This window comes from Salinisphaera orenii subsp. halophila YIM 95161, from assembly GCF_003732545.1.
Taxonomy (GTDB): domain Bacteria; phylum Pseudomonadota; class Gammaproteobacteria; order Nevskiales; family Salinisphaeraceae; genus Salinisphaera; species Salinisphaera orenii_A.
On sequence record NZ_AYKF01000066.1, the window covers coordinates 67,639 to 93,631 of the forward strand.

The window sequence follows — 25,993 nt, forward strand, 5'->3', positions numbered from 1 at the left end:
ACGGCCGGCCTGTCATCCGCATGCCCGGCGCGCGCGTACACGGCCCACTTCGCACACGCATTGATAGGCGAACTTCGATGAAAAAACGCGCAATCGTATGGTTTCGGCGTGATCTGCGGCTGGCCGACAATCCGGCTCTGTGCGCCGCCCTCGACGGCGATTTCGATACCGTCCTCCCCGTATTCATCGAAGCGCCCGACGAGCTCGGCGACGAGGCCCCGGGCGGCGCGCAACGCGTATGGCAGCACTTTTCGCTCGCCGCACTCGCGGCCGATCTGGAGGCCCTGTGCTCGCGTCTGATCATCCGCGGGGGGCCGAGCGCCGACGCGCTCGATCGGCTCATCGAGGAAAGCGGCGCCACGGCGGTCTACTGGAATCGGCTCTACGATCCGCACACGATCGAACGGGACAAGCGCGTCAAGGCCCATCTGGACGACCAGGGCATCGAGACCGCCAGTTTTCCCGCGCATCTGCTCTACGAACCCTGGACGGTCTCGACGCGGCAGAATGCCCCCTACAAGGTGTTCACCCCCTTCTGGAAAGCCGTGCGGGACCGGCCGGTCGCCACGCCGCTGGCCGCGCCGTCCGAACTGCCGGCGGTCTGGGACCGCATCGGCTCGGAATCGCTCGACGCGCTCGGCCTGTTGCCCGAAATCCGCTGGGACGACGGCATTCGCGAGGCCTGGACGCCCGGCGAGGCCGGCGCGCACGACCGGCTCGATCACTTCGTGGACGATGTCCTCGGGCGTTACGCCACCGACCGCGATCGGCCGGCGGTCCTCGGCACCTCGTATCTGTCGCCGCATCTGCACTGGGGCGAGATCGGGCCGCGCCAGGTCGTGCATCGCGTCGAGGAATGGCTGGCCGAACACGGCCGGGACGGGGATCGCGCGGACGCGAATACGTTTCTGAGCGAGATCGGCTGGCGCGAGTTCGCCCACCACGTGCTCTATCACTTCCCGGAGACGCCCGAGCGACCGCTGGATACGCGGTTCGAGTCGTTCCCCTGGTCGGGCGACGACGAGGGCCTGGCGCGCTGGCAACGCGGCACCACCGGCATACCGATGGTGGACGCCGGCATGCGCGAACTCTGGGCGACCGGCTATATGCACAATCGCCTGCGGATGACCGTGGCGTCCTTTCTGACCAAGAACCTGCGCGTGGCCTGGCAGCATGGTGAGCGCTGGTTCTGGGACACGCTGGTGGACGCCGATCTGGCGAACAATACGCTCGGCTGGCAGTGGGCCGCCGGCTGCGGCGCGGATGCGGCGCCCTTCTTCCGCATTTTCAACCCCGCCCGTCAGGGCGAGCGCTTCGACCCCGACGGCCATTATGTGCGCCGCTGGGTGCCGGAGCTGGCGAACCTCGACGCGAAGCATATCCACGCGCCGTGGGCCGCGCCGGGCAAGGCGCTGGCAGATGCCGGCGTGGTACTCGGCGACACGTATCCGGAGCCCATCGTGGACCTGAAGGCCTCGCGGCGCGAAGCTCTGGCGGCGTTCGATCAGGTCAAGAAGTAGCCGATCATTCCGGCCACGAACCCGGAACGCCGCTCAAAAAAAAGGCTCCGTGAGGAGCCTTCAACTGCGTTCCCGTGCTTGTTGTTTTTGGTCGCCACCTAAGGTGGACATCGCGGGAAGCTCATCTTTTAACCGGCCTGCGCCGGTTCCTCCGAAAGGCCTCGCCTGTTGATCGGTCGAGAGCCACAGCGCCCTTGTTGTTCTTTGTGCTGCAGTATCGTTTTTAGCACGCCCCAGCGGGACCGTCAATTAACCGACGCCCCAGCACGCCGCCCGGATCAGACCTGGAGCAGTGTATTCCGATAGTAGGACAGCTCCTCGATCGAGTCGCGGATGTCGTCCATCGCCAGATGACTGGACTGCTTGGTGTAGCCCGAGGCCACCTCCGGCGCCCAGCGCCGCGCGAGCTCCTTGAGCGTGCTGACATCGATATGCCGGTAATGGAAGTAGGCTTCCAGCTTCGGCATGTAGAGCGCGAGAAAACGGCGGTCCTGGCAGATGCTGTTGCCGCACATCGGCGAGGTCTGCGCGGGCACGTGCTCGGCCAGAAAGGCCAGCGTCCGCGCCTCGGCCGCGGCCTCGTCGATGTCGCTATCGCGCACTCGCTCGACCAGCCCGGAGCCGGTGTGCTGACGGGTGTTCCAGGCGTCCATGCCGGCCAGACGATGCTCCGGCTGATGAACGGCCATGACCGGGCCTTCGGCGAGCACCTGCAGATTCTTGTCGGTCACCATCGTGGCGATCTCGATGATCCGGTCCTCCGTGGGGCTCAGGCCCGTCATCTCGAGATCGATCCAGATGAGATTGTCGTCGGCGTAACTCATGGCATTGCTTCGTGGATGAGGCCGCATTGTGCGACGCCGCGGCCGATCGCGCAAAAGCGCGACGACTGTTAATACCGTCGCGTACGGGTGTTATCGTCGAGTGGTCATTTACCTACAGGACACCGCCATGACCGAACTAGCCGAGCGCCATTGCGCGCCCTGCGAAGGCGGAACCCAGCCCATGAACGCATCCGATGTATCGGGCCGGCTTGGCCAGCTCTCCGACCGCTGGACGAGCGATGGCGACGCGAAGATCGTGGGGCAGTTCAAGTTCAAGAACTACTATCACACGCAGGCCTTCGTGAACGCCGTGGCCTATATCGCGCACTGCGAGGACCACCATCCGGACATTACCTTCGGCTACAACCAGTGCACGATCGAACTCACCACGCACGCCATCAACGGCCTGTCCGACAACGACTTCATCAGTGCGGCCAAGATCGACCGGCTGGTCGACTGACCCGGCTGCGGCTGCACCGCGGGGCCTCGACGCCCCGCGGCAAACGGCTGCTGCCCCGCGCCGATCGACTGTCGCATCGGTTGGTGAGCGATCTCCCGCGGCTACGCGGACCGGGGCGCCGATCGGCAGAGCCTAGAGATATTGCGGCACGCGGCTCGTACCGGGTCGCGATCGGTGTCGGTCGTCCCTCGGAGCCACCGAAGACGCGATGCGCTGTACCCGATCTCGTTCAGACCGGCCGCCGACCGGAAAACGCCTGACTGAGGGTGCCGGCGTCGACATATTCCAGCTCGCCGCCCACCGGCACGCCGTGGGCGATCCGCGATATGCGGGCGCCGTTCTGGCGCGCCAGGTCGCCGACGTATTGGGCGGTGGCCTCGCCTTCGACCGTCGCGCCCATGGCGAGAATCAGTTCCTCGACCGCGCCCGCCGCCAGGCGCTCGCGCAGAATGCCGAGGCCGAGCTCCTCCGGGCCCACGCCGTCCAGCGGCGACAGTTTGCCCATGAGCACGAAATAACGACCGCGATAGTCGGTGTTCTGCTCGATGGCCATCACATCGGCCGGGCTCTCCACGACACAGACGAGCGCGGGATCGCGGCGTTCGTTGGCGCAGATCTCGCAGCGTTCGCCCTCGGTGAACATGCGGCATTCGCTGCAATGGCGCACGGTGGCGATGGCGTGTTCCAGCGTGGTCGCCAGATGCCGCCCGCCCTGGCGCTCCCGCTGCAGCAGATGAAACGCCATGCGCTGGGCGCTCTTGGCGCCCACGCCGGGCAGGACCCGCAGGGCGTCGATGAGCTGGGTCAGGGCCGGTGAAAACGCCACGGTCAGCCCGACGCCATCCGCCGCGCGGCGCCTGTGTCCAGATACCGAAGGGTGCGTGCCATCGCGCTCAGAACGGCAGGTTCATGCCCGGCGGCAGGTCCATGCCGCCCGTGAGCTCCGACATCTTCTCCTTGCTGGCGGCATCCACGCGCTGGACGGCGTCGTTGATCGCCGCCGCCATCAGATCCTCCGCGAATTCGCGATCCTCCTCGAAGACGCTCGGATCGATGATCACGTTCTTGACCTCGTGCTTGCCGGTCATGACGACCTTGACCAGGCCGGCGCCGGACTCGCCCGTGATCTCCATCTTGGCGAGCTCTTCCTGCGCCTCCTGCATCTTGCCCTGCATCGCCTGGGCCTGCTGCATGATCTTGCCTATGGAACCTTTCATCGCTCTTCTCGCTGTTGCGCCGCCGCGCTGCGGCGGTTGGGCTTGATGGTATCGGCGCGGAGCTGCGCGCCCAGCCGATCGCGCAGCCGATGCACGAACGGATCGTTCTCGATCGAGGCGATCGCGTCCCGCTGCCGCGCCTCGGCGTCCTGCTCCTGACGCTGGGCGGGCGTGTCCCGGGCCTCGTCCACGAACTCGACCGACAGCTTCGGTGCCGGCTGCGGCGCCCAGTACGCGGCGAGCGCGGCCTCCAGCTTTCGCTTGGCGCCGGCTGTCGCGAGGAACTCGTTGCTGCGCGCCAACTCGAGCACCACCTGTTTCTCATCGAGATGGCGACAGACCCCGTTGTTTGCAAGCTGCGCACCGAATCCCGACACCTCCAGCCGCGGGACCAGCGCGTGCCAGTCCTCGGGGTGATCGCGGCCCGCGGCGTCGTCACCGGTCGACGATTGCTCGACGTTGCTGCCGGCGGGCTCGGCCGGTGTCGCTTCAGTGGCTGGAGCGGGCTCGGCCGCTGGCGCCGCTTCAGATTCCGTTTCGCGTTCCGGCTTCGGTTCGGCAACCGGCGTAGCCTCTGTCGGCGTCGGCGTCGGCGTCGGCGTCGGCGACGGTGCAGTAGCCGCATCCGGTTTCGACTCGGTTCGCGGTACCGCTGTACCCGGCTCGGCGTCCTCCGCCGGCGGTTTACTCGAAACGGCCGGGGGCGGCGTCTCCGGCGCCGGCTCCGGCGGCTCGGGCGGCGAGGAATCGGCGGCGGGCACCGTCGACGTTTCCTGCGGGGATGAAGGCCGCGCAGCGGGCTGCCCGTTCGGTTCGCCCGCCTGTCCGTTCGCCACCGGCTCTTCGGCCGTGGCCTGCGGCGTCGCGGGCGTGTCGGCTTGATGTGATCCGGTCGCGGTCGAGCGCCCCAGCTGCTCGCGCAGCGCGGCGGGGCCGCTGCGGGCGGGCTCGGCGCGAGGCTTTGCCGGGCGCTCCGATCCGCCGGGTGCGTTCGAATGACCGGTGGCCGCGCCGGCCGGCACGAAGGCCAGCATCCTCAGCACCGTCATCTTGACGCCCACCAGCGGATCCGGCGCGTGCGCGAGATCGCGCACACCGGCCAGCGTGATGTCGTACAGCACCTGAACCGTCGCCGCGTCCGCCCGGGCCGCGGTCTCGCGCCAGGGCTCGGCTTCCTCGTCGACCACGTCACCGACGATCTGAATCGTGGCGATGTGCTGCCAGGCGGTGGCCAGCGCATCCAGCAGATAGCGCATGTCGATGCCCTGGGCGTAGAGCGCGGCGAGTGCCTCGAGTGCCGTCGCGGCGTCCGCGTCCACGATCGCCGTGACCAGTTCGGCGACGCGGGCCTGGCCGAGCGTGCCCAGCATCTCGCGCACGGCTTCGGACTCGAGCCGGCCGCCGCCGAAGGCGATCGCCTGGTCCAGTAGCGACAAGCCGTCGCGCATGCTGCCGTCGGCCGCGCGGGCGATTTCGGTCAGTGCGCCCTCTTCCACGCTCAGCGATTCGGCGTCGACGACGGTCTGCAGCTGGGCGCTGATCTCGGCCACCGGCAGCCGCTTGAGCGGGAACTGCAGACAGCGGGACAGGATGGTGACCGGGATCTTTTCCGGTTCCGTCGTGGCGAGCAGGAACTGCACGCGCGGCGGCGGCTCCTCGAGCGTCTTCAGCAACGCGTTGAAGGAATGCTTGGACAGCATGTGCACCTCGTCGATGAGATACACCTTGCTGCGGCCGCGCGTGGGCGCGTACTGGACGTTGTCCATGAGGTCGCGGGTGTCGTCGACACCGGTACGCGAGGCGGCATCGACCTCGATCAGGTCGACGAAGCGCCCTTCGTCGATCTCACGGCAGGTGCCGCAGGCGTCGTCGCCCCGACACGGATGCGCGGTGACGCCGTGCTCGCAGTTCAGGCACTTGGCGATGATGCGCGCCAGCGTCGTCTTGCCGACGCCGCGCGTGCCCGAAAACAGCAGCGCGTGGTGGAGCTGGTCCTGTTCGAGCGCGTGGGTGAGCGCACGCACCACGTGCGTCTGCCCCACGAGCTCGTCGAAGCGCCGCGGGCGCCAGGTTCGGGCGAGCGCCTGGAAACTCATGCGGCTGGGCCAGAGCGTGCCGTGTCGGCCGCGAGGATATGCACCATGATCTGCCTGATGGCCGGGCGGTCGATTGATCCGCGAACACACACTATCGCGGCCCGCCGGTGGAGTTTCAAGCCGCCCGATCGCCCCATCCCGATTCGCGCGATGGCCCGGCCTGCGCGTGCCACGAGGCCGCGCCGCGCAAGAACAAGGGTGGCGGCCCGCACCAGCGACACCCCGGCGCCCGAGTCCGCCGCTACCGCTGCTCCCTTCCGGGCCTGACGGGATTTGCGGCATGTCGTCGCGGGGGCACCGACACGGGCCACCATTGATTGGTCGGCGCGCGGCCAGGGCCGCCGCGCCATGTCTGGCGGAGAGGGAGGGATTCGAACCCTCGGTACGGGGTTACCGCACACACGCTTTCCAGGCGTGCTCCTTCGACCGCTCGGACACCTCTCCGTAGAGCGCGGCATTGTAACGCATGTGATCGGCCTCCGGGGATGCGGGAAACAATCCGCCCCGCGACCGAAGCTGGCGAACCCCGAAATCGCCGCGCCCGGATGACAAGCGGCATCCCATAAGCGCCTTCACCTGGGGCCCGGTGTCCGATGCGGCAAGTAATCGTCTCGCGCGCTCGATGGCCTCGGCGCCCAACGCCAGGCCCGACACTCGCGATCGGGCGGCCAGCCCACACACGGCATACTTATAGAGACAGCGGCATCGGCGGACGGCAGTCCACGCCCCGCCCCAAGATTTGGACGACGGTTGACCATGCCGGCGGCATCAAGCGCGTCGATTCAACACGTTAGCCAAGCCGCCAACGGCGGTCATGGCAGGCGGCGTCGCAACGCGGGACGTTAGCGCCGCGCGTGTAGCCACCCAACCCGTGGACTGCCCGAGATCAAATCGCGCCATCCATCAACCGCCGCATTGCGACGGCACCCACTGAACCGCGTTCAGATCATGCGTCCACGAAACGCACAGCAGCGAGCGACCGGCGCTCTCAGCGTCGAGCCATCGCCGGGGGCGCAGTGAGACAACGTGCTGCGGGATCGTCAGCATCCGCGCCCCGCGGCGTCTCGGCATAGGTGCCGACCGGCCCATCGCCGACCTCTGGTATCGTCATTGCCGAGTCCGGCTCGGGCACTTCGAGTCCGGGCGGACTTTTCAGCGGCGGGAAGCTCTGCGCATCCATATACGCCTGGTGATCCAGGCAGTCGGGCGTTGTACTGCAGCCCGAGACGATGGCTGCGGCCACCGCGATACCCAATAGTCGTATTCGCATCCGTCACCCGTATCGTCGGAGTTGGCTCACGCGAGGCGGACGGCGCCTCACGTACCGCGCTAGCGCCTGCGTTGGAATCAGCGCCGACCGTTCGTGAAGTTGTCCCAGTAGCGCTCCGGCTCGCGGTCGCTGGTCAGATCGTAGAGCTGGTAGCGCCGATCGAGCATCTGCCCACCGTCACGCGTGAGCGGCCGCCACAATATACCAGTGCGGTCACGCGTGGAGGTCGTGTAGAACACATCCAGCGGCATCGATAGATAGATGCCCTTGTCGAAACTGCCCTCGCCGAAGGAGTCGCCCGCGTCGGTAAGCGTCGCGAACGCACCGATGCGCACCCCCGAGTCGAACGTGCGTGACAGATCCAGCGTCGCGCCCACATCCTTGGCCAGATAGCGTCCGACGCTGAACTTCGCGAGCACGTCCTTGATGCCGGTATCCACGTAGGCCGTGGCGTGGCCGGTCCAGGTCGAGTAATCGCGCAGGCCGAACTGGGTATCGAATTCGCGTTTCTTGACCCAGTTGGCATTGAAGCCCAGCGCCAGCGGGCTGTTGAAGGGTCGATACAACACCTCACCGCCGGCGCCCGCGAACATGCGCTCGAGATAGCCCGCATAGCCCATGGCGAACCAGTTGCGGCCCAGCCGGGCCGTGCGCGTGTACTGCAGATTGTAGATGCCGAGCTCGGTCTGCTCGATGTAATCCACCGTATTGGTGCGAACACGCGGCAACTCCGAGGGCCCGACGTAGTCGAAGTTGTCGAGATTATCGAACAGGCCGTAACCCAGCGTGCCGGACAGCCATCCGTTCTCATCGGTCTTGAACTCGGTGTCCAGGCGCGCGTAGACCTCGTACAGGAAGCCGTCCGGTCCGCCGTAGTTGTAGTTGAGCGCCGGCGACAGGTTCCACGAGAATCGATTGTTCAACGCGGAGTGGAGCACTTCGGCGTCGGCGCCATCGGCCGGCTTGTCCTGACCCGTCACCGCGATATCGTCGCGATAGTCGTCCTCGATAAAGGGATCGTCGAGCTCGAGGAACCTCGGGTTCTCGGGCAAGGGCGCACGCGGCAGACTGTCCTGCCGGAGATAGAAACCACGATTCTTCCAGCGGTAACGGAACGTCGTTATATCCGCACCCGCGACGTTATGGAGAATCCGATTGCCTCTGAGCTCGGCTTCCGGCAGATCGCTGTAACGCTCGGATGTGCCCTCGACGATCAGCGCGTCATCCTCGCGCTTGATCGAATTCACGCTGATACCCGCGTTGCGCGCGAGCGTACCGGCCACACCGTTCCAGCTGATCTCACGGTCGCGGGTGGCATCCTCGAAGGAGCGGACCGGTACCGGCGGCTGATCGGATTTCGGCTGCGTGATATCCGCCAGGTTCACGCTCAGCGTGGCCCCGACCATTGCGGTATTGCCGCGCTGCCAGGCGGCGGACAGTGTGAAATAGTCGTTGACCCGATACCGCGCGCCGATGTTGACCGGCAGATCCTGCTCCTGGTCGTTGCCCAGCGGCTCGCTCTCGTAGTCGTTGCCGTCGTACTCGAGCTGCAGCGTCAGCGGTTTGAACGGCGTGCGGTACTGAATGCCACCGAACAGGGCGGGACGACCGGTGAACAGGCCCTTGAAGTCGAATTCGCCGCCCTGATCGCCGCCGCCTTCTTCCCGGCGCTCGTCGAAACGCTCGCCCAGTGCACTCAGCGGGTTCGATATGTTCTCGCTGGAGCCCAGATAGCCCCAGGCGATACCGAGACTGAAGTCGAAATCGAACCAGCGCTTGTTGGCGACCACGTACTCGCTGCTGAAAAGCCCCGTGCCACCCACGTCGCGAAAGCCCAGCGATACCTTCGGCAGAACACGGGTCTCGTCCAGCAGTGCGAATTTCATGTCGATACCCTTGTCCAGGTAATCGAGCTCGCCTTCGGACGCAATAAACGGCTGGCCATCGATCTTGGTGTACCGAAGCCCCAGCTCGAACCAGTCCAGCGGCTGCAGACTGAACGCGTAATGCCGGTAGGGATCGGTCTGATCGTAGGTGAAGGAGAACTCACCGACGTCCACCATTCGCGCCGTGGGCGTCTGCAACAGTCCCACGCCGCCGTAGTCCGACTGGAAGCGCGGGAGGCTGTAGTTGTCCTCGGCCCGAATCCGAGGGGCGTTGAACTGGAGGGCGACACCAGCCCCGACAGCGAGCAGTATCACGCCACGTGCATGCATACGAGTCATGTTCCTAGTTCGCCCCGGCCGCGGGCTCGGCGACGATCTCGCGGCAGTCGTCGCCGGGCTTCGAATGGGCGAGGAAATTGGCGATGGCCGACCGCAACCACGGGACGACCTGGCCGTCGAGCGGCAGTTCCGCCACGATGCGTGCGCCCGGCGGAAGCTCCGCATCCGAGAAGTTCCACGCCTGAACACCGTACTCGGTCACCTCGCCGTAAAGGCCGACGACGCTGACCCGGGCGGCGCCCCCGGTATCGACGGCCTGCTCGCCGTGTCTCAGATCCGACAGGGCGAGCCCGCCCTGCCACGGGATCCGCCGAATGCCGGCGCGGTCCCATATCTCGATCCAATCCGGCACTTCACAGGCGCCGAGCGCCTCGACGTGTCCGACCTCGGGACGACTCGCGGGATGCGCCATGAGCCAAGCGGGCGAGAAATCACCGGGCACTCTGACCTCGGTGGTCTGGGCGACACGTTCGTGCCAGGCGGCCACGGTCTCGTGCAGTGCCGTGTAGTTGGCGTCGTCGAGCCGCCAGCGAAGCGCCTCGAGCTCATCGAGCAATTCGCCGCGATCCGCGGTGCTCACGATGTCCCCCGGATGCGCGCGGATGTATGCGTAAGGCCAGGCCACACGCGACAGCCCGGGAAAGTCCAGCCACCAGCCGATCAGCGAATCGGGCGCGCCCTGAGATTCGGCCGCCCGCGCGGACGATGCGCCCGCGGACGCCGCGAGCAACGCCGCCAGAACGAGACAGCCCCGAGCCACTCGCATCGGCCCGGCAGACCGGCGGGCGCCACCGATTGCGATCATTCTTGATTCATCCGTGTCATCCAAAGGCGTGGCTACCACCAGCGGCGCGCCACGTCCCACTCGACCTCCGGCCCGTCCGGCCAGGCGGTCGTCCGTGCCTTCCATATCCTGCGCTTAGCGGGCGAGCGCCAGTAGGTCGAGTAGGTGGTCGCGCCGTCGGCCCACGACAGGCGTTCGTCGCATCGTTGCAGACCGAGTGTACGCAGCGTCAATTCCTGTGACTCGATCTCGGCATGGCAGACCATCGTCGCATCGGCCGCGGCGCTTTGCGTTGAGCCGTCCTCCAGTGTCCACGCACGCGTCACGCGGTAATCGCGCGTCACGCCGGCCTCGGCTTCCCATGGCATGGTATCCGCGGCCGAAGATGGCAGGGTCAACTCCGTCATCTCCAGCGCGTTCGGCATGCCGTTGGTCGAGACGAAATACCCATCACGCAGAACCACGGTCTCGCGCTGGCCCGATTGCCAGAACGTCACCCCGTCGGACTGTTCGGCGAGCACGATCAGACCGCCCCGCCCGGCAATCGAAAACCGGAGCGACGCGTAGGGAATACGCTCAGCCTCCGCGGAGACGTCGCCCGTGCCCGGTATCAAAGCGCCGACCGTGTCGATCAACGGGTTATTGTTGTATGCGAACTCGCACCCCGTGAGGAGCAGCAGCATACAGGCGAGGGATACAGGACAAAGAAAAGCCGCCCCGAGGCGGCTTTTCTTCGACCCGGGTGAAACGCCGGGACTCTTCATGTAACCAGCGCGCCGTTAGGTGCCGGTGGCAGTGCCCGTACCGGTACCAGTACCCGTGCCCGTGCCGGTACCCGTTCCAGTACCGGTGCCGGTGCCAGTACCCGTGCCACCATCGCCGTTACCGTCGTCTCCAGTGCCGGTACCCGTACCGGTGCCGGTTCCGCCGCCCAGATTGACGTCGGCGCCGCCACCGCCGGCGGCGGCGAGCGCGCCGCCGATAACGGCCGCGGCACCGGCCGCAGCGAGCGCGGTATGCGTGTTCACGGCGGCGCTGTCAGCGCCAGCCGCCGGCGCAGCGCCCGCCGCATCGTCGTTATCGTTGCTGCTGTTCTGCGCGAACGCCATCGGCGTAAGCACATACAGCGCGATGCTGGTGGCTGCGAGGAATTTTTTCATAGCTGTCTCCCTGAATGGGCGCATGCGTCAGATTAGACCTGATCCTATAACGCGCCCGCACGACTTGCAAGCACCAATGATGCTGAGTGATGCCGTCTAATCAATCAATTCCAGCGTTCTCAGCGCCTCCCGCACCGGCTCGTGGAAATGCTCGGCCAGTGGCGTCATCGGCAGGCGGATGCCGGGCCCGATATAGCCCATCTCACCGAGCGCCCACTTGACCGCGATCGGATTGGGTTCGAGAAACAGTGCGTTGTGCAGCGGCAGCAGCTCGGCGTCGAGTGCCTCCGCCCGCTCGCGGTCGCCGGCGACCGCGGCCTCGCACATGTCGTGCATCAGGCGCGGCGCGACGTTCGCGGTGACCGAAATGTCGCCCTTGCCGCCGACGAGCATGGTCTCCATGGCCGTGCCGTCGTCGCCGGAAAAGATGCGGATGTTGTCGCCGACCTCCTCGATCAGCGCATGGATCCGTTCGATGGAGCCCTTGGCCTCCTTGAGCGCGACGATGTTGTCGATCTCGGCCAGGCGCCCGACCGTCTCGGGCAGCATGTCCACGCCCGTGCGGCTCGGCACGTTGTAGAGCACCTGCGGAATGTCCACGGCCATGGCGATGGCATGGAAGTGCCGGTACAGGCCTTCCTGCGTGGGCTTGTTGTAATACGGACAGACGAGCAGACAGGCATCGGCACCCACGCGCTTGGCGTGGCGCGTCAGACGGATGGCTTCGTCGGTGGCGTTGCCGCCCGTGCCGGCGATCACCGGAACACGCTTGTCCACGATCTCGACCGCGCGCTCGATGACCTCATCATGCTCGCGAAAGCCGAGCGTCGAGGATTCGCCGGTGGTGCCGACCGCGACGATGCCGTCGGTGCCCTCGCTGATGTGCCAGTCGATGAGCCGTTCGAAACTCTCCCAGTCGACACTGCCGTCGGCGTGCATGGGCGTGACGATGGCGACCATGCTGCCGCCCAGTTCCTGATTGCCTTGTACCACGTTGTCTCCTGTCGTACCCGTGCACGGGCCGCGGATTGTAACCGCGTGTGCGCGTGCCTTGTAGTGCTAACATAGCCGGCTTTTCCAGTCGCCGACGTTCTTCGAGCCGAGCTCTGCCCATGCCGGAAATCAAGAAGTATCTTTCGATCGTGGCAGTAGGCGCGAGTCGCGACAAGCTCGCGCGCGATCTCGTCGACGCCGTCGTGCAGCGCGGCTGCGAGATTTCGGAATGCCGCATCACCCCGCTGGGGGATCAATTCTCGGCCGCGCTGCTGCTGTCGGGCAACTGGAGCGCCATGGGCAAGATGGAGAGCGCCCTGCCCGGTCTGGCCGAACAACTCGGTCTGGCGATCCAGTCCCGGCACAGCCGGCCTGCGGCACCGGAGACCGCGTACCGCCCCTATGCCGCCGAGGTCGTCGCGCCGCAGCAGACACGGCTGCTCGGCGAGCTGCTGGATTTCTTCGCCGAGCAGGAGACCCGCGTGGTCGAGATCAGCGCCCAGGCGTACGAATCCGGGCTGACCGGCGCGCCGATGTGCACGCTGCATATCGCGCTGCAGGTGCCGCTGAACCATCATCCGCAGACGCTGCGCGATGCCTTCATGGATATGTGCGACGACCTGCATGCCGACGGCCTGCTCGACCCGGTCAAGACCTGACGGCCCAATCGCGACAGCCACCATCGCGACATCCAGAGGAGACCCGCCGATGACCGCCGAAACCGGGGCGCAAGCGCCCGATTTCTCCGCTCCCGCGACGGGCGACAAGACACTGTCGCTGTCGGACTTCGCCGGCCGCACCCTGGTGCTGTATTTCTATCCGCGCGACAACACGCCCGGCTGCACCCAGGAAGGCGAAGCGTTTCGCGATGCCTACGACGACTTTCGCGCCGCGGGTGCCGATATCGTGGGCGTCTCCCGCGACTCGCTGCGCAAGCACGAGAATTTCCGCCGCAAGTATGACTTCCCCTTCGATCTCGTCAGCGACCCGGACGAAAAGCTCTGCCGCGCCTACGATGTCCTCAAGGAGAAGAACATGTACGGGCGCCGGCACATCGGCATCGAGCGCAGCACCTTCGTGATCGACGGTGACGGCGTCATTCGCCACGTCTGGCGCGGGGTCAAGGTCGCCGACCACGCGCAGGAAGTGCTCGACGCGGTGCGCGCCCTGGCCGCTTAGCGGCGCAAATCGCTGCTCTGTCGCGACAAAGGCGGCATCGGCCGACGCCGTCTTCCGATAACACGGCCCGGCCGAGCCCGGGTTCCACTCGTCCGACCGGATCGCTCCATGTCCAAACGAGTCTTTGTTCTCGACACCAACGTGCTCATGCACGACCCGACGGCGCTGTTTCGCTTCCAGGAGCACGACATCTTCATCCCGATGGTCGTGCTCGAAGAGCTCGACGCCGGCAAGAAGGGCGTGTCCGAAGTCGCGCGCAACGTGCGCCAGGTCAGCCGTTTTCTCGACACGCTGATGGCGCGCCACACGCACGCCGAGATCGACGCCGGCCTGGCACTCGACCAGGGCGTCGAATTCGCGGCCAGCGCCGACGAGGACGCCCCGCGGGCCAGCGGCCGGCTGTACTTCGAGACCCGCCCGGCCGAGGGCAGCCTGCCGACCATGCTGCCGGGCAACAAAGCCGACAACTCGATCCTGCTGTCGGCGCTGTCGCTACGCGGCGTGTTCACCGGCGCCGAGGTCGTGCTGGTGTCCAAGGACATCAACCTGCGGATCAAGGCGTCGGTGATCGGCATCGAGGCCGAGGATTACATCAACGACAAGGTGCTCGAGGACCTCGACCTGCTCTACACCGGCTACGCCGAGCTGCCGGGCGATTTCTGGAGCACGCACGGCCAGAACATGGATTCCTGGCAGGAGGCCGGGCGCACCTTCTACCAGCTCAGCGGCCCGGAAGTCACCGACTGGCATCTCAACGAGCTGCTCTATTTCGGCCGCGAGAACGACATCGAGCTCATCACCCGCGAGCTCGACGGCGACGCCGCCACCCTCGAACTCGCCGACGACTACCGCACCGGCAAGGGCTCGGTCTGGGGGGTGAACGCGCGCAACCGCGAACAGAACTTCGCGCTCAACCTGCTCATGGACCCGGAGATCGATTTCGTCACCCTGCTCGGCGCCGCGGGCACCGGCAAGACGCTGCTCACGCTCGCCGCGGCGCTGGCGCAGACGCTGGACGAATCACGCTATCGCGAGATCATCATGACCCGCGTGACCGTGCCGGTCGGCGACGACATCGGCTTTCTGCCCGGCACCGAGGAAGAGAAGATGACGCCCTGGATGGGCGCGCTCATGGACAACCTCGAGGTGCTCACCGGCAACGGCGGCGGCTCCGACTGGGAGCGCGCGGCCACCAACGAGCTGCTGTCCAAGCGCATCAAGATCCGTTCGGTCAACTTCATGCGCGGTCGCACCTTCCTCGAGCGCTTCATCATCCTGGACGAGGCCCAGAATCTGACCCCCAAGCAGATGAAGACGCTGATCACCCGCGCCGGGCCGGGCACCAAGTTCGTCTGCCTGGGCAACCTGGCCCAGATCGACACGCCCTATCTCACCGAGACCACCTCGGGCCTGACCAACGTGGTGGACCGGTTCCGGAACTGGCGTCATGCCGGCCATGTGACGCTCGCACGCGGCGAACGCTCGCGTCTGGCCGACTACGCCTCTGATAAACTCTGAATCGAATCAGGCTTCAAGAACCGCTTGCAGCGCTCACAGCGCGCGCAGGCGCCAGGAGTTTCCATGGCCCATGCCGATCTTGCCGCGTCGACCGAGCAGGCGCTCGGTGGCGCGCCCCGGAAACAGCAGCTCATCGAGCGGCTCACGGCGGAGTTGCCCGCCGATATCGTGCTGCACGCGGACGAGGATCTGCGCCCGTTCGAATGCGACGGCCTGTCGGCTTATCGCCAGGTGCCGATGATCGTGGTGCTGCCGTCGACCATCGCCCAGGTCCAGACAACCATGCGCATCTGCCACGCCAACGACGTGCCGGTGGTCGCCCGCGGCGCCGGCACCGGCCTGTCGGGCGGCGCGCTGCCGCTGGACGACGGCGTCCTGCTGTCGCTGGCCAAGTTCAACCGCATCCTGGACATCGACACCGACAACCGACGGGCCACGGTCCAGCCCGGCGTGCGCAACCTCGCGATCTCCGAGGCGGTATCGCATCTCGGGCTCTACTATGCGCCCGACCCGTCCTCCCAGATCGCCTGTTCGATCGGCGGCAACGTGGCCGAGAATTCGGGCGGCGTTCACTGTCTGAAATACGGCCTGACCACCCACAACATCGTCCAGATCGAGATCGTGACCGTGGAGGGCGAGCGCCTGACCATCGGCAGCAGCGCGCTGGACAGCCCCGGTTTCGACCTGCTCGCGCTGATGACCGGTTCCGAGGGCCTGCTCGGGGTGATCGTCGAGGTCACGGTCAAGCTGCTGGCCAAGCCGGAGCTGGCGCGGGTCGCCCTGGTGGCCTTCGACGACGTCCGCAAGGCCGGCGACGCCGTGGCCGCGATCATCCAGGCCGGCATCGTGCCTGCGGGCCTGGAGATGCTGGACAACCCGGCGATCGTGGCCACCGAGGAATTCGTCCACGCGGGCTACCCCAAGGACGCCGCCGCCATCCTGCTCTGCGAGGTCGACGGTACCGAAGCCGAGGTGGAGGAGGACATCGAACGCGTGCGCGAGGTCGTCGAGCGCGAGGGCGCGACCGAGGTCCGCATCTCGCGCGACGACGCCGAGCGCGCCCTGTTCTGGGCCGGACGCAAGGCCGCCTTCCCGGCCATGGGCCGCATCTCGCCGGACTACTACTGCATGGACGGCACGATCCCGCGCAAGGCTCTCGCTGAGGTGCTGATCGGCATCGGCGAGCTGTCGGAAGAATACGGCCAGCGCGTGGCCAACGTCTTCCACGCCGGCGACGGCAATCTGCATCCGCTGATCCTCTACGACGCCAATCAGGAAGGCGAGCTGGAGCGCACGGAAGCCTTCGGCGGCGCGATCTGCCGGCTGTGCCTGGAGCACGGCGGCTCGATCACCGGCGAGCACGGCGTCGGGGTCGAGAAGATCGACCAGATGTGCGTGCAGTTCCCCTCGGCCGAGCTGACCCAGTTCCATGCGGTCAAGGAAGCCTTCGATCCGAAGGGCCTGCTCAATCCGGGCAAGGCCGTGCCCACCCTGCACCGCTGCGCCGAATTCGGCGCCATGCATGTCCACAACGGCGAACTGCCCCACCCCGAACTGGAGCGACTGTGAGCGAGCACGCCGATCTGAGCCGGGAGCTGAGCGAACGCGTCGCCGACGCCGCGGCCCGCGAGGCGCCGCTGGCGATCCGCGGCGGCGGCACCAAGGCGTTTCTGGGCGAGCGCGCCGAGGGTGAGGCGCTGGACGTGACCGGGCACCGCGGCATCGTGTCCTACGAGCCGGGCGAGCTGGTGCTCACCGCGCGCGCCGGCACGCCGCTGACCAAGATCGAGGCCGCGCTCGCCGACGCCGGTCAGATGCTGCCCTTCGAGCCGCCACACCACGGTGCGAACGCGACCCTGGGCGGGACCATCGCCGCCGGCATGTCCGGGCCCGGCCGGCCATTCTTCGGCGCCGCCCGCGATCTCGTGCTGGGCACGCGCATCGTCAACGGCCGAGGCGAGGATCTGCGTTTCGGTGGCGAGGTCATGAAGAACGTCGCCGGCTACGATCTGTCGCGGCTGATGGCCGGCGCCCACGGCACGCTCGGCGTGCTGCTGGAGATCAGCCTCAAGGTACTGCCGGCCCCACGTGCGCGCGCCACGCGGGTGTTCGAGCACGACGCCGCCACGGCCATCGAGCAGATCAACGCCTGGCAGCGCAAGCCGTGGCCGATCACCGCCGCCTACTGGGAGGACGGCCGCACCTATCTGCGGCTGGCCGGCGCACAGTCCTCGGTGGACTCGGCCATCCGGGCGCTCGGCGGCGAAGCGCTGACCGACGACGGCACCTTCTGGCAGAGCGTGCGCGAGCAGACGCGCGAATTCTTCGAAGGCGACGACCCGCTGTGGCGCTTGTCCGTGGCCCCGGCCACACCCATGATGGATCTTGAGGGGCCGACGGCGCTCGACTGGGCCGGCGCCCAGCGCTGGCTGCGATCGGCCGCACCCGCGGAGACGGTCCGCGCGGCGGTATCGAGCCACAGCGGCCACGCCAGCATTCATCGCGGTGACGCGTCGCCGCGTTTTCATCCATTGCCCAAGGCGCTGATGGCGCTGCATCGGCGCATCAAGCAATCCGTCGATCCGGCCGGTATTCTCAACCGCGGCCGGCTCTACCCGGACTTCTGATATGCAGACATCGATCATCCCGCAACTGCGCGACACCGCCGACGGCCAGGAGGCCGACCGCATCCTGCGCGCCTGCACCCACTGCGGCTTCTGTACCGCCACCTGCCCGACCTACCAGCTGGTCGGCGACGAGCGGGACGGCCCGCGCGGGCGCATCTACATGATCAAGCAGGTGCTGGAAGGCGAAGAGCCGACCGAGAAGACCCAGCGTCATCTCGACCGCTGCCTGACCTGCCGCGCCTGCGAGACCACCTGCCCGTCGGGCGTGGAGTACGCCAAGCTCGCCGACATCGGCCGCGAACTGGTCGATCAGAAGGTGCAGCGGCCGCTGCCGCAGCGGGTCGTGCGCTGGCTGCTGCGTCATATCGTGGCCTACCGAAACCGTTTCGGTTTCGTCTTCGCGCTCGGCCATTTCTTCAAGCCGCTGCTGGTGGGGCCGCTGGCGCCGCTGCGCCAGAAGATGCCACCGAAACAGGAGCGCATCGACTGGCCGCAGGCGGACAACACCCAACGCACCATGCTCGTCCATGACGGCTGCGTGCAGCCGGTGGCCGCGCCCAACACCAACGCACACGCCGCGCGCATTCTCTCGAAGCTCGGCGTGCGCCTGATCGCGCCGAAGGCCAGCGGCTGCTGCGGCGCGCTGTCCCAGCATCTGAGCCACCGCGAGGAGGCGCTGGATTTCGCGCGCGCCAACATCGATGCCTGGTGGCCGCATATCGAGGCCGGCGCCGAGGCGATCGTGATCACCGCCAGCGGCTGCGGCGCCTCGGTGGCCGAGTACGGCTACATGCTGCGCAACGACCCGGTGTACGCGGACAAGGCCGCGCGGGTATCGGAACTCACACGCGATCTAAGCGACGTGCTGGCGCAGGAGGACCTGACCGCGCTCGGCGACATCGGCGACGGCCGCAAGGTCGCCTATCATCCGCCGTGCACGCTGCAGAACGCCCCCGGCCTGCACGACAACGTCGCCGAGATCCTCACCCAGGCGGGCTATCAGCTCACCCACGTGCAGGATCCGCATCTGTGCTGCGGCTCCGCGGGGACCTATTCGATCCTGCAGCCGACCATGGCCAACGAGCTGCGCGAGAACAAGCTCGCCTCGCTCAATGCCGGTGCCCCGGACGTGATCGTGACCGCCAACATCGGCTGCCAGCTGCATCTGGAAGCCGCCGCCGGCATCCCGGTGCGGCACTGGATCGAGCTGCTGGAACCGCGGATGGCCCAGCCCGCGGCGGCCTGAGGCCGCCGCGTCTCAGCCGGCCCGCAGGCCGCGCGTCTCGGCCTCGGGCGGCACGTATGTTCGCGGCCACGCCTTGATCACGGCGTGGACGACGGTCGCCAGTGGAATGGCGAAGAACACGCCCCAGAAGCCCCACACGCCGCCGAAGAAGAGCACTGCGGTGATGATGGCAACGGGGTGGAGGTCCACCGCCTCCGAGAACAGCACCGGCACCAGCACGTTGCCGTCGAGCATCTGGAGCACGATATAGGCGACCAGCACGTACAGCGTCTGGGCCTCCATGCCCCACTGCGCATAGGCGACCAGCATCACCGGCACGGTCATGCCGAACGCGCCGATGTAGGGTACGAGCACCGAGAACCCGACCAGGGCGGACAGCAGCATCGCGTACTTGAGCCCGAGCAGCGTGAACGTCGCGTAGGCGGCCACCCAGACTATGGCGATCTCCACTGCCTTGCCGCGGATGTAGTTGCCGAGCTGGGCGTTGACATCCCACCAGACCGACTGCACCAGCCCGCGATTGCGCGGCACGAAACCCGCGATCCAGATCAGGATCTGGTGCTTGTCGCGCAGCATGAAGAACACCATCAGCGGCACGAGCAGAATATAGACGCCGAGATACAGCAGCCCCACCCCGACCACCAGCGACCGCGTGACCAGCGACTGGCGCCAGGAGGCGACGTCGATCGTGGTGGTGTTCAGCAGCGCATCGATCTGCTCGCCGGTGATCAGCGCCGGATAGCGCGAGGGCAGCGACGCGATCCACGTCTGGATACGATCGATCAACGCCGGCAGTTCCTGCACGATCTGGCCCGCCTGACGGGTGAGCAGCGGCAGCAGCGCAAAGCTCACCCAGACCACGCTCAGCAGCAGAGCCGTCGAGAGCAGCGCGGCGCCCACCCAGCGCGGCACCCGCAGCCGCTCGAGCCGACAGACCGGCCCGTCGAGCAGATAGGCGACCACCACCGAGGCCAGCACGGGCGTGAGCAGCCGGCCGAAGAGCATGAGCAGGACGAGGCCGCTGAGCAGAATCAGCGCGAGCGCGACCACCTGCGGATCGGAGAAATGCCGGGCGAACCAGGAGCGGATGATGTTCATGCCGCGAGCCCGTCGACGAGACGCGGTCCGCCGGGGCCACCCCCCGGATGACGCGGTCCGCCGGGGCCACCCCCCGGATGGTGCCTGTTGTGCTGTTGAACCACTCTGTCTCCTTGTCTCGCATCGATGCAGGCGCTTCGCGGGCAGTTTAATGGAATGAACGAATCACGCTAACCTGAGTCTCACTGGGACCGATGTCGGAAAGACTCTTCGTGCGCGCGACCCCCATCCTCGTCCGCTGGCTCGCGGGCTGCCTGGCGTGTTTCATTGTCATGGCGACCGCCAGCGCGGCACGCGACTATCAGCTGCCGACCATCGGTCAGCCCGCCGATGCGTATATGTCGCCGGCCAAGGAGGACAAGCTGGGGCGGCAGGTCGTTTCCGAACTGCTCGGCCGCGGCATGATCATCGAGGACACGCTGCTGTCCGAATACGTCAATCAGGTCGGCCGCCGGCTGGTCAGTCACACCTCGGGCGACGCGGGCGACTTCCAGTTCTACGTCATCGACAGCGCACAGGTGAACGCCTTCGCACTGCCGGGCGGCTATGTGGGCATCAATGCCGGCCTGCTCACCGAGACCGACAACGAGAGCGAACTCGCCGGCGTCATGAGCCACGAGATCGCGCACGTCACCCAGCGCCACATCGCCCGCCAGATCGAGGCGACGTCGGGCATGGGCTGGGCGACCGCCGCAGCGGTCCTGCTCGCGGCCGTCGCCGGCGGCGGCGACCCCGACGCCATCTCGGCCGCCGTGGCCGCCGGTGTGTCCAACCTCGGCCAGCAGCAGACCAACTACACCCGCTCGCACGAATACGAGGCCGATCGCCTGGGCATCCGTACGCTGGCCGCGGCCGGCTACGACCCCGATGCCATGTCGAGCTTCTTCGCGAAGATGCAGCGTCGTGCCCGTCTTTACGGCACCCAACTGCCACAGATTCTGCTCTCGCATCCGGTGAGCAACACGCGCATGGCCGAGGCCGAATCCCGAGCCGCCGACTACGGCGCGATCGACGTTCGCGAGTCGCCCGAATACGCCCTGATGAAGGAGCGCGCGCGCGTGCTCGCCGGGCGTCAGCTGGGTGATCTCGCGCGTTACTACGAGGATCGGCGCGACGACGGCCGCCCGGCACCCGCGCTGGACTACGGCTACGCCCTGGTGCTGAACCGACTCGGCCGCAACCAGAAGGCGGCCGAGCTGCTGCAGCCGCTGGCGCGGGCCCATCCCGACATGCTCGCCTATCGACTGGCCCTGGCGCACACCTATTCGCGCGCCGGCCAGCTCGCCACGGCACGGCGCCAGCTCGACGCCATCCGGGCGGATTTTCCCGACAGCGCGGCCGCCAAGCTGGATTACGCACGCACACTCATCGAGGCCGGCGAGGCCGACGCAGCGCGCGATTACCTGCTCGGCGAAACCGAACTGCTGACCAGTGCCTCGGAAGCACAGGAGATGCTCGCGCGCGCCGCCGGCAAGGAGGGGCGACTCGGCGAGGCCTACTATCGCCAGGCCCGGTTCCATGCGATGCGCGGCGCCTACGCACCGGCCATCAACCAGCTGCGCGCCGCGCTGCAGACCGCCGATCTGAACGCCTTCGACGAAAGCCGCCTGCGCGCACAGCTCGATCAGATCGTGCGCGCCTGTCACGACGCTTGGTCCGAGCGCGAATGTCGCGAGCGCGTCAATGAAGACGCACGGCCCGGCTCGACGCGCCGCGGTTCCGCGCGATGATTCAGCACGCAGCGCACGGCGGGCACTTCTAGAGCCCCCGTTGACACCTCATGCGAACGCCGCGTTGGAGACCGCCTATCGTGGGCGGCAAGACGCGATTCGCCGATCGCGGCGAGCGACGATCAATACTCGCAACGCCGCAGAGGGCCCGTGATTGTTTCATGCGCGTCCCGACCCGTAGGGCCGAGCGCTGTCGTACAGCAATCCAGCGTTGTCGCGCGCTTGCGCCGACCTACTGCGCGGCGCTTACTGCGCCTTGTCTTGCCGCACGACAGCGCTTGGCGCGGGCTCATGAGTGTCAACAGGCCCTAGAGCAGGCGGGCACTCCGGGTCGGCGCTGTCTCGCCGGGACGCACATCCCGCACGGGCGTGACCGTATTCCACTGCCGGCAGCTCGGACACTGCCAATGCAGGTAGCGCCCCGCGAATCCGCACTGCCCGCAGTGATAGAGCGGCTGACGTTCGATGATGCGGCCAAGCGACTGCCGCAGACTGTCGAGCGGGCCGGTGAGATTGCTGCGCGTCTGCGACCAGGTCAGGTCGAGCAGATGATAGAAGCCGATCCAGTTCGGTTCGGATTGCAGATACTGCGAGATGTGCGCGATCGCTTCGTCGACGCGACCCTGGCGCTCCAGCAGGCGCGCATAGGCCACATGCGGGTGCGCCCCATCGCATAGCGGCATCAGCTCGCGCAGGAACTGGGCGTAGCCGCGCTCGTCATGCAGTGCCGCATGACAGCGCCGCATCGGCTCGACGATTTCGGAGACGAATGCTGCGTCCTGGCGCAGGATCTGGCGGCAGGCGCGAATCGCGGCCCGGTGTTCGCCGCCCTGCTCCGCGACCGCGCCCGCGATCAGGCTCGCCCGGGCACAGTCCCGAAAGGAATGGCGCGCGGCCTTGAGATGGCGTTGCAGCGCCTCGTGCGCGCCTTCACTGCGGGCCTGCTCCGCCAGCTCGCAGAAATACTGCGCGATCACCGGGCGCAGCGAGGTTCCGCGTACCGTCTCGAGGCGACGCGTCGTCTCGATGGCCTGTGACCAGTCCCGCTCCTGCTCGTAGATCGCGATCAGCCCGGTCAGGGACCGGTCCAGAAACAGGTTCTGGTCGGCAAGCTCGCGGAACAGATTCTCCGCCCGATCGAGCACGCCCGCCCGCAGATAATCCTGGGCCAGTTCGTAACGCGCCTGATTGCGATGCGCCGCTTTCAGATTCGGACGCGCCACCAGATTCTGGTGAACACGCAGTGCCCGATCGACCTCGCCCTGGCGACGAAAGAGATTGCCGAGCGCGATATGGGTCTCGGCGGTATCGTTGTCGACGTCGAGCAGGCGCACGAAGGCGGCGATCGCGCGATCCGCATCGTCGTTGACCAGATGGCTGATGCCGCGCAGATAGTCGGCGTTGACCGGTGCCGGCGGCTCGTCCGGATCCCGGCTTCGGCCCCGCGCATACCACCCCGATGCCGCCGCGACCGGCAGCAGGAGCAGCAGCACCCAGATGCCGTCAAGCATCGTGGATAGGCAGGCTCCGCAGGTTGGATATTTCGGACCGGGCGTCCTTCAGCTTGCGCTGAGCGCTCGACAGCTGACTCCGCAACCGTGCGATGCGCACGCCGCAGACGAGCAGCGCGATGAGAAAACCGATCACGAATGCCACGGCCAGCAGCACGACGAGCGGCGCCTCGGTCGTCGTCCAGAGCAGATCGACGCTGGCCAGGTCATAGTTGAAGAAGCCGAATGCGACGCCGAGCACCAGAGCGACAATCACAACCAGGTTACGTATCAGGCGCAGCATTGAGACACCGTATTATTGCCATGGTCGAGCGGCGTCTGAAAGGCGCGCCACCGCTCGGCTATGAGTGGTTCGTATTGACGCGCTCGCGCAGTTCCTTGCCAGGCTTGAAGTGCGGCACGTACTTTTCCGGAATGTCCACGGATTCCCCGGTCTTGGGGTTGCGCCCCCGCCGCGCCGGCCGATGGTGTACGGAAAAGCTGCCGAACCCGCGGATCTCGACCCGGCCGCCGTCGGCCAGTTCTCCGATCACGTTGTCCAGCAACAGCTTGACGGCCAGTTCCACGTCCCGGTGCGACATATGCGCCTGACGTTGGACCAACCGCTCGATCAATTCCGATTTAGTCATCCAGCGCTCTCCCTCGAAACGCCGACCCCCGATCATGCGCCGCAATGACGCACCCCTAGCGAGAGGCTATTTAAAACGCGGGGCGCGCGCAAGCGCCCCGCGTCGCCGCAGCGGGCGAAACCCGACTAATCGGTGCGATCGTTGGCGTCGATCTGCTCTTTGAGCAGCTCGCCCAGGCTGGTCGTGCCGGTCGAAGCGTCGGTATCCGCGTATTCGCGCATCGCCTGCTGCTCGTCCTTCTCTTCCTTGGCACGAATCGACAGGCTGATGGTGCGATTGCGGCGATCGACGCCGACGAAGCGGGCCTCGACCTGCTCGCCCTCGGAGAGCACCGAACGCGCATCCTCGACGCGGTCGCGCGAGATATCCGACGCGCGGATGTAGCCGGAGACGTCGTTGCCGAGGTCGACCACCGCCCCGCGCGCGTCCACGCTCGAGATGGTGCCGGTGACGATGCTGCCCTTGGAATGATCGGCGACGAAGCTGCCGAGCGGATCCTGCGCCAGCTGCTTGATGCCCAGCGAGATGCGCTCGCGATCGGCGTCGATCGACAGCACCACGGCCTCGACCTCTTCGCCCTTCGAGTAGTTGCGCACCACTTCCTCGCCGGCCTCGTTCCAGGACAGGTCGGACAGGTGAACGAGACCATCGATGTTGCCCGGCAGGCCGACGAAGATGCCGAAATCGGTGATCGACTTGATCTGGCCGGAGACCTGATCGCCGCGCTGGTGGTTGGCGGCGAAGTCCTCCCACGGGTTCGACTGGCACTGCTTCATGCCCAGCGAGATGCGGCGGCGCTCCTCGTCGATCTCCAGCACCATGACCTCGACCTCGTCGCCCACCGACACGAGCTGGCCGGGATTGACGTTCTTGTTGGTCCAGTCCATCTCCGAGACGTGCACCAGACCTTCGACACCGGATTCGATCTCGACGAAGGCGCCGTAGTCGGTGATGTTGGTCACGTTGCCGAACAGGCGCGTGTTCTCGGGATAGCGGCGCGCGATGTTGACCCACGGGTCGTCGCCGAGCTGCTTGAGGCCGAGCGAGACACGGGTGCGCTCACGATCGAACTTGAGCACCTTGACCTCGATCTCCTCGCCGACGTTGACGACATCGGTCGGGTCCTTGATGCGCTTCCAGGACATGTCCGTGATGTGCAGCAGGCCGTCGATGCCGCCCAGATCCACGAAGGCGCCGTAATCGACCAGGTTCTTGACGATGCCCTTGAGCACGATGCCTTCCTGGAGCGTGTCGAGCAGCTGCTTGCGCTCTTCGCTGTACTCTTCCTTGAGCACGTCGCGGCGCGACACGACCACGTTGTTGCGCAGACGGTCGAGCTTGATGACACGGAATTCGAGCGGCTTGCCTTCCAGATACGTGGTGTCGCGCACCGGGCGCACGTCGACCAGCGAACCCGGCAGGAAGGCGCGGATGTTGCCGACATCGACCGTGTAGCCGCCCTTGACCTTGCCCGAGATGTGGCCGACCACGGATTCGCTGTTCTCGTAGGCGCTGGTGAGGAAGTCCCAGGTGCGGATCCGCTGGGCCTTTTCCTTCGACAGCCGGGTGGCGCCGAAACCGTCCTCGACGGCCTCCAGCGCAACTTCGACCTTGTCGCCCTCCGAGACCGACAGTTCGCCGTTCTCGTCGTAGAATTCATCGACCGGGATCACGCCTTCGGACTTGAGGCCCGCGTCGACGATCACGACGTCGTTCTTGACTTCCAGCACCTCGGCGTTGATGAGGGAACCGGGCTGCATGGTGCGACCCTGCAGACTTTGCTCGAATAGCTCGGCGAAACTTTCAGACATGGGTGGGACTTGATCCTGCGGCGCACGAGAAAGGCGCCATCGGTGGTTGAAAAAACAATCCGTGAAACGGCCTTGCGCCGCCTCCGGCCCTGAGT

23 protein-coding genes, 1 tRNA gene and 1 other RNA gene are annotated in these 25,993 nt (G+C 66.7%); 9 read left to right on the plus strand and 16 right to left on the minus strand.

Annotated features, from left to right (window positions below; genetic code table 11):
* The first annotated feature begins 77 nt into the window (after positions 1-77).
* Complete coding sequence (locus tag SAHL_RS05040; RefSeq protein WP_123590309.1) at positions 78-1,520, plus strand: cryptochrome/photolyase family protein; 1,443 nt, start codon at positions 78-80, stop codon at positions 1,518-1,520.
* Between the two features lie 278 nt (positions 1,521-1,798).
* Here the strand turns inward: SAHL_RS05040 and orn are convergent, their stop codons facing one another.
* Positions 1,799-2,344 (minus strand): oligoribonuclease, encoded by a 546-nt coding sequence (orn, locus tag SAHL_RS05045; protein WP_123590310.1) that lies wholly within the window; start codon positions 2,342-2,344, stop codon positions 1,799-1,801.
* 127 nt (positions 2,345-2,471) lie between these two features.
* Between orn and SAHL_RS05050 the strand changes: the two genes are divergently transcribed.
* On the plus strand, positions 2,472-2,804 hold the full coding sequence (locus tag SAHL_RS05050; RefSeq protein WP_123590311.1) for a 4a-hydroxytetrahydrobiopterin dehydratase: 333 nt from the start codon (positions 2,472-2,474) through the stop codon (positions 2,802-2,804).
* A 229-nt stretch (positions 2,805-3,033) separates the two neighbouring features.
* Here the strand turns inward: SAHL_RS05050 and recR are convergent, their stop codons facing one another.
* From recR to dapA, 10 genes are all read right to left on the minus strand, one after another.
* Entirely contained in the window at positions 3,034-3,630 is a 597-nt protein-coding gene (gene recR / locus SAHL_RS05055) for a recombination mediator RecR (RefSeq protein ID WP_123590312.1), read from the minus strand.
* 67 nt (positions 3,631-3,697) lie between these two features.
* The gene (locus SAHL_RS05060) at positions 3,698-4,021 is read right to left on the minus strand and encodes a YbaB/EbfC family nucleoid-associated protein (protein ID WP_123590313.1); all 324 of its coding nucleotides are present in this window, start codon (positions 4,019-4,021) and stop codon (positions 3,698-3,700) included.
* Positions 4,018-6,117 (minus strand): DNA polymerase III subunit gamma/tau, encoded by a 2,100-nt coding sequence (gene dnaX / locus SAHL_RS05065; protein ID WP_123590314.1) that lies wholly within the window; start codon positions 6,115-6,117, stop codon positions 4,018-4,020. Before dnaX ends, SAHL_RS05060 begins: the two co-directional genes overlap by 4 nt.
* 206 nt (positions 6,118-6,323) lie before the next feature.
* An RNA gene (ffs, locus tag SAHL_RS05070) (signal recognition particle sRNA small type) lies at positions 6,324-6,420 on the minus strand.
* Positions 6,421-6,470: 50 nt separating this feature from the next.
* Positions 6,471-6,561 (minus strand) — tRNA-Ser (locus SAHL_RS05075).
* A gap of 903 nt (positions 6,562-7,464) precedes the next feature.
* Positions 7,465-9,612 (minus strand): YjbH domain-containing protein, encoded by a 2,148-nt coding sequence (locus SAHL_RS05080; protein ID WP_221177840.1) that lies wholly within the window; start codon positions 9,610-9,612, stop codon positions 7,465-7,467.
* Between the two features lie 4 nt (positions 9,613-9,616).
* Positions 9,617-10,378, minus strand: coding sequence for a hypothetical protein (locus tag SAHL_RS05085; RefSeq protein ID WP_123590316.1), 762 nt, complete (start codon positions 10,376-10,378; stop codon positions 9,617-9,619).
* Between the two features lie 71 nt (positions 10,379-10,449).
* Complete coding sequence (locus SAHL_RS05090) at positions 10,450-11,079, minus strand: YjbF family lipoprotein (RefSeq protein WP_184947391.1); 630 nt, start codon at positions 11,077-11,079, stop codon at positions 10,450-10,452.
* A 96-nt stretch (positions 11,080-11,175) separates the two neighbouring features.
* Positions 11,176-11,556: a hypothetical protein gene (locus tag SAHL_RS05095; protein WP_123590318.1), complete on the minus strand. Its 381-nt coding sequence runs from the start codon at positions 11,554-11,556 to the stop codon at positions 11,176-11,178.
* Between the two features lie 96 nt (positions 11,557-11,652).
* Positions 11,653-12,549: a 4-hydroxy-tetrahydrodipicolinate synthase gene (gene dapA, locus SAHL_RS05100; RefSeq protein WP_123590319.1), complete on the minus strand. Its 897-nt coding sequence runs from the start codon at positions 12,547-12,549 to the stop codon at positions 11,653-11,655.
* A 119-nt stretch (positions 12,550-12,668) separates the two neighbouring features.
* Between dapA and SAHL_RS05105 the strand changes: the two genes are divergently transcribed.
* The 6 genes from SAHL_RS05105 (at position 12,669) to glcF (ending at position 19,119) form a co-directional block, all read left to right on the plus strand.
* Positions 12,669-13,208: a glycine cleavage system transcriptional repressor gene (locus tag SAHL_RS05105; RefSeq protein ID WP_123590320.1), complete on the plus strand. Its 540-nt coding sequence runs from the start codon at positions 12,669-12,671 to the stop codon at positions 13,206-13,208.
* A 49-nt stretch (positions 13,209-13,257) separates the two neighbouring features.
* Positions 13,258-13,728: a peroxiredoxin gene (locus SAHL_RS05110; protein WP_123590321.1), complete on the plus strand. Its 471-nt coding sequence runs from the start codon at positions 13,258-13,260 to the stop codon at positions 13,726-13,728.
* Between the two features lie 108 nt (positions 13,729-13,836).
* Positions 13,837-15,246 (plus strand): PhoH family protein, encoded by a 1,410-nt coding sequence (locus SAHL_RS05115; protein ID WP_123590322.1) that lies wholly within the window; start codon positions 13,837-13,839, stop codon positions 15,244-15,246.
* Positions 15,247-15,309: 63 nt separating this feature from the next.
* On the plus strand, positions 15,310-16,815 hold the full coding sequence (locus SAHL_RS05120) for an FAD-linked oxidase C-terminal domain-containing protein (RefSeq protein WP_123590323.1): 1,506 nt from the start codon (positions 15,310-15,312) through the stop codon (positions 16,813-16,815).
* Positions 16,812-17,873, plus strand: coding sequence for a glycolate oxidase subunit GlcE (glcE, locus tag SAHL_RS05125; RefSeq protein ID WP_123590324.1), 1,062 nt, complete (start codon positions 16,812-16,814; stop codon positions 17,871-17,873). The genes SAHL_RS05120 and glcE overlap by 4 nt, the downstream gene beginning before the upstream one ends.
* Position 17,874: 1 nt before the next feature.
* Positions 17,875-19,119 (plus strand): glycolate oxidase subunit GlcF, encoded by a 1,245-nt coding sequence (gene glcF / locus SAHL_RS05130; protein ID WP_123590325.1) that lies wholly within the window; start codon positions 17,875-17,877, stop codon positions 19,117-19,119.
* A gap of 12 nt (positions 19,120-19,131) precedes the next feature.
* Here glcF and SAHL_RS05135 read toward each other — a convergent pair whose 3' ends face one another.
* Positions 19,132-20,217, minus strand: a complete 1,086-nt coding sequence (locus tag SAHL_RS05135; protein ID WP_123590326.1) for an AI-2E family transporter — start codon at positions 20,215-20,217, stop codon at positions 19,132-19,134.
* Between the two features lie 194 nt (positions 20,218-20,411).
* On the opposite strand from SAHL_RS05135, the gene SAHL_RS05140 reads away from it, so the two are divergent.
* Positions 20,412-21,947 (plus strand): M48 family metalloprotease, encoded by a 1,536-nt coding sequence (locus SAHL_RS05140; protein ID WP_123590327.1) that lies wholly within the window; start codon positions 20,412-20,414, stop codon positions 21,945-21,947.
* A 308-nt stretch (positions 21,948-22,255) separates the two neighbouring features.
* On the opposite strand, the gene lapB is transcribed toward SAHL_RS05140, so the two are convergent.
* The 4 genes from lapB to rpsA form a co-directional block, all read right to left on the minus strand.
* Positions 22,256-23,458 carry a lipopolysaccharide assembly protein LapB gene (lapB, locus tag SAHL_RS05145; protein ID WP_123590328.1) on the minus strand — a complete coding sequence of 401 codons (1,203 nt, stop codon included), beginning with the start codon at positions 23,456-23,458 and terminating at the stop codon, positions 22,256-22,258.
* A complete protein-coding gene (locus tag SAHL_RS05150; protein ID WP_123590329.1) occupies positions 23,451-23,741 on the minus strand; it encodes a LapA family protein in 291 nt (96 codons plus the stop codon). Before SAHL_RS05150 ends, lapB begins: the two co-directional genes overlap by 8 nt.
* Positions 23,742-23,799: 58 nt before the next feature.
* Positions 23,800-24,087: an integration host factor subunit beta gene (locus tag SAHL_RS05155; protein WP_123590330.1), complete on the minus strand. Its 288-nt coding sequence runs from the start codon at positions 24,085-24,087 to the stop codon at positions 23,800-23,802.
* 125 nt (positions 24,088-24,212) lie between these two features.
* A complete protein-coding gene (gene rpsA / locus SAHL_RS05160; protein ID WP_123590331.1) occupies positions 24,213-25,898 on the minus strand; it encodes a 30S ribosomal protein S1 in 1,686 nt (561 codons plus the stop codon).
* Positions 25,899-25,993 lie beyond the last annotated feature (95 nt).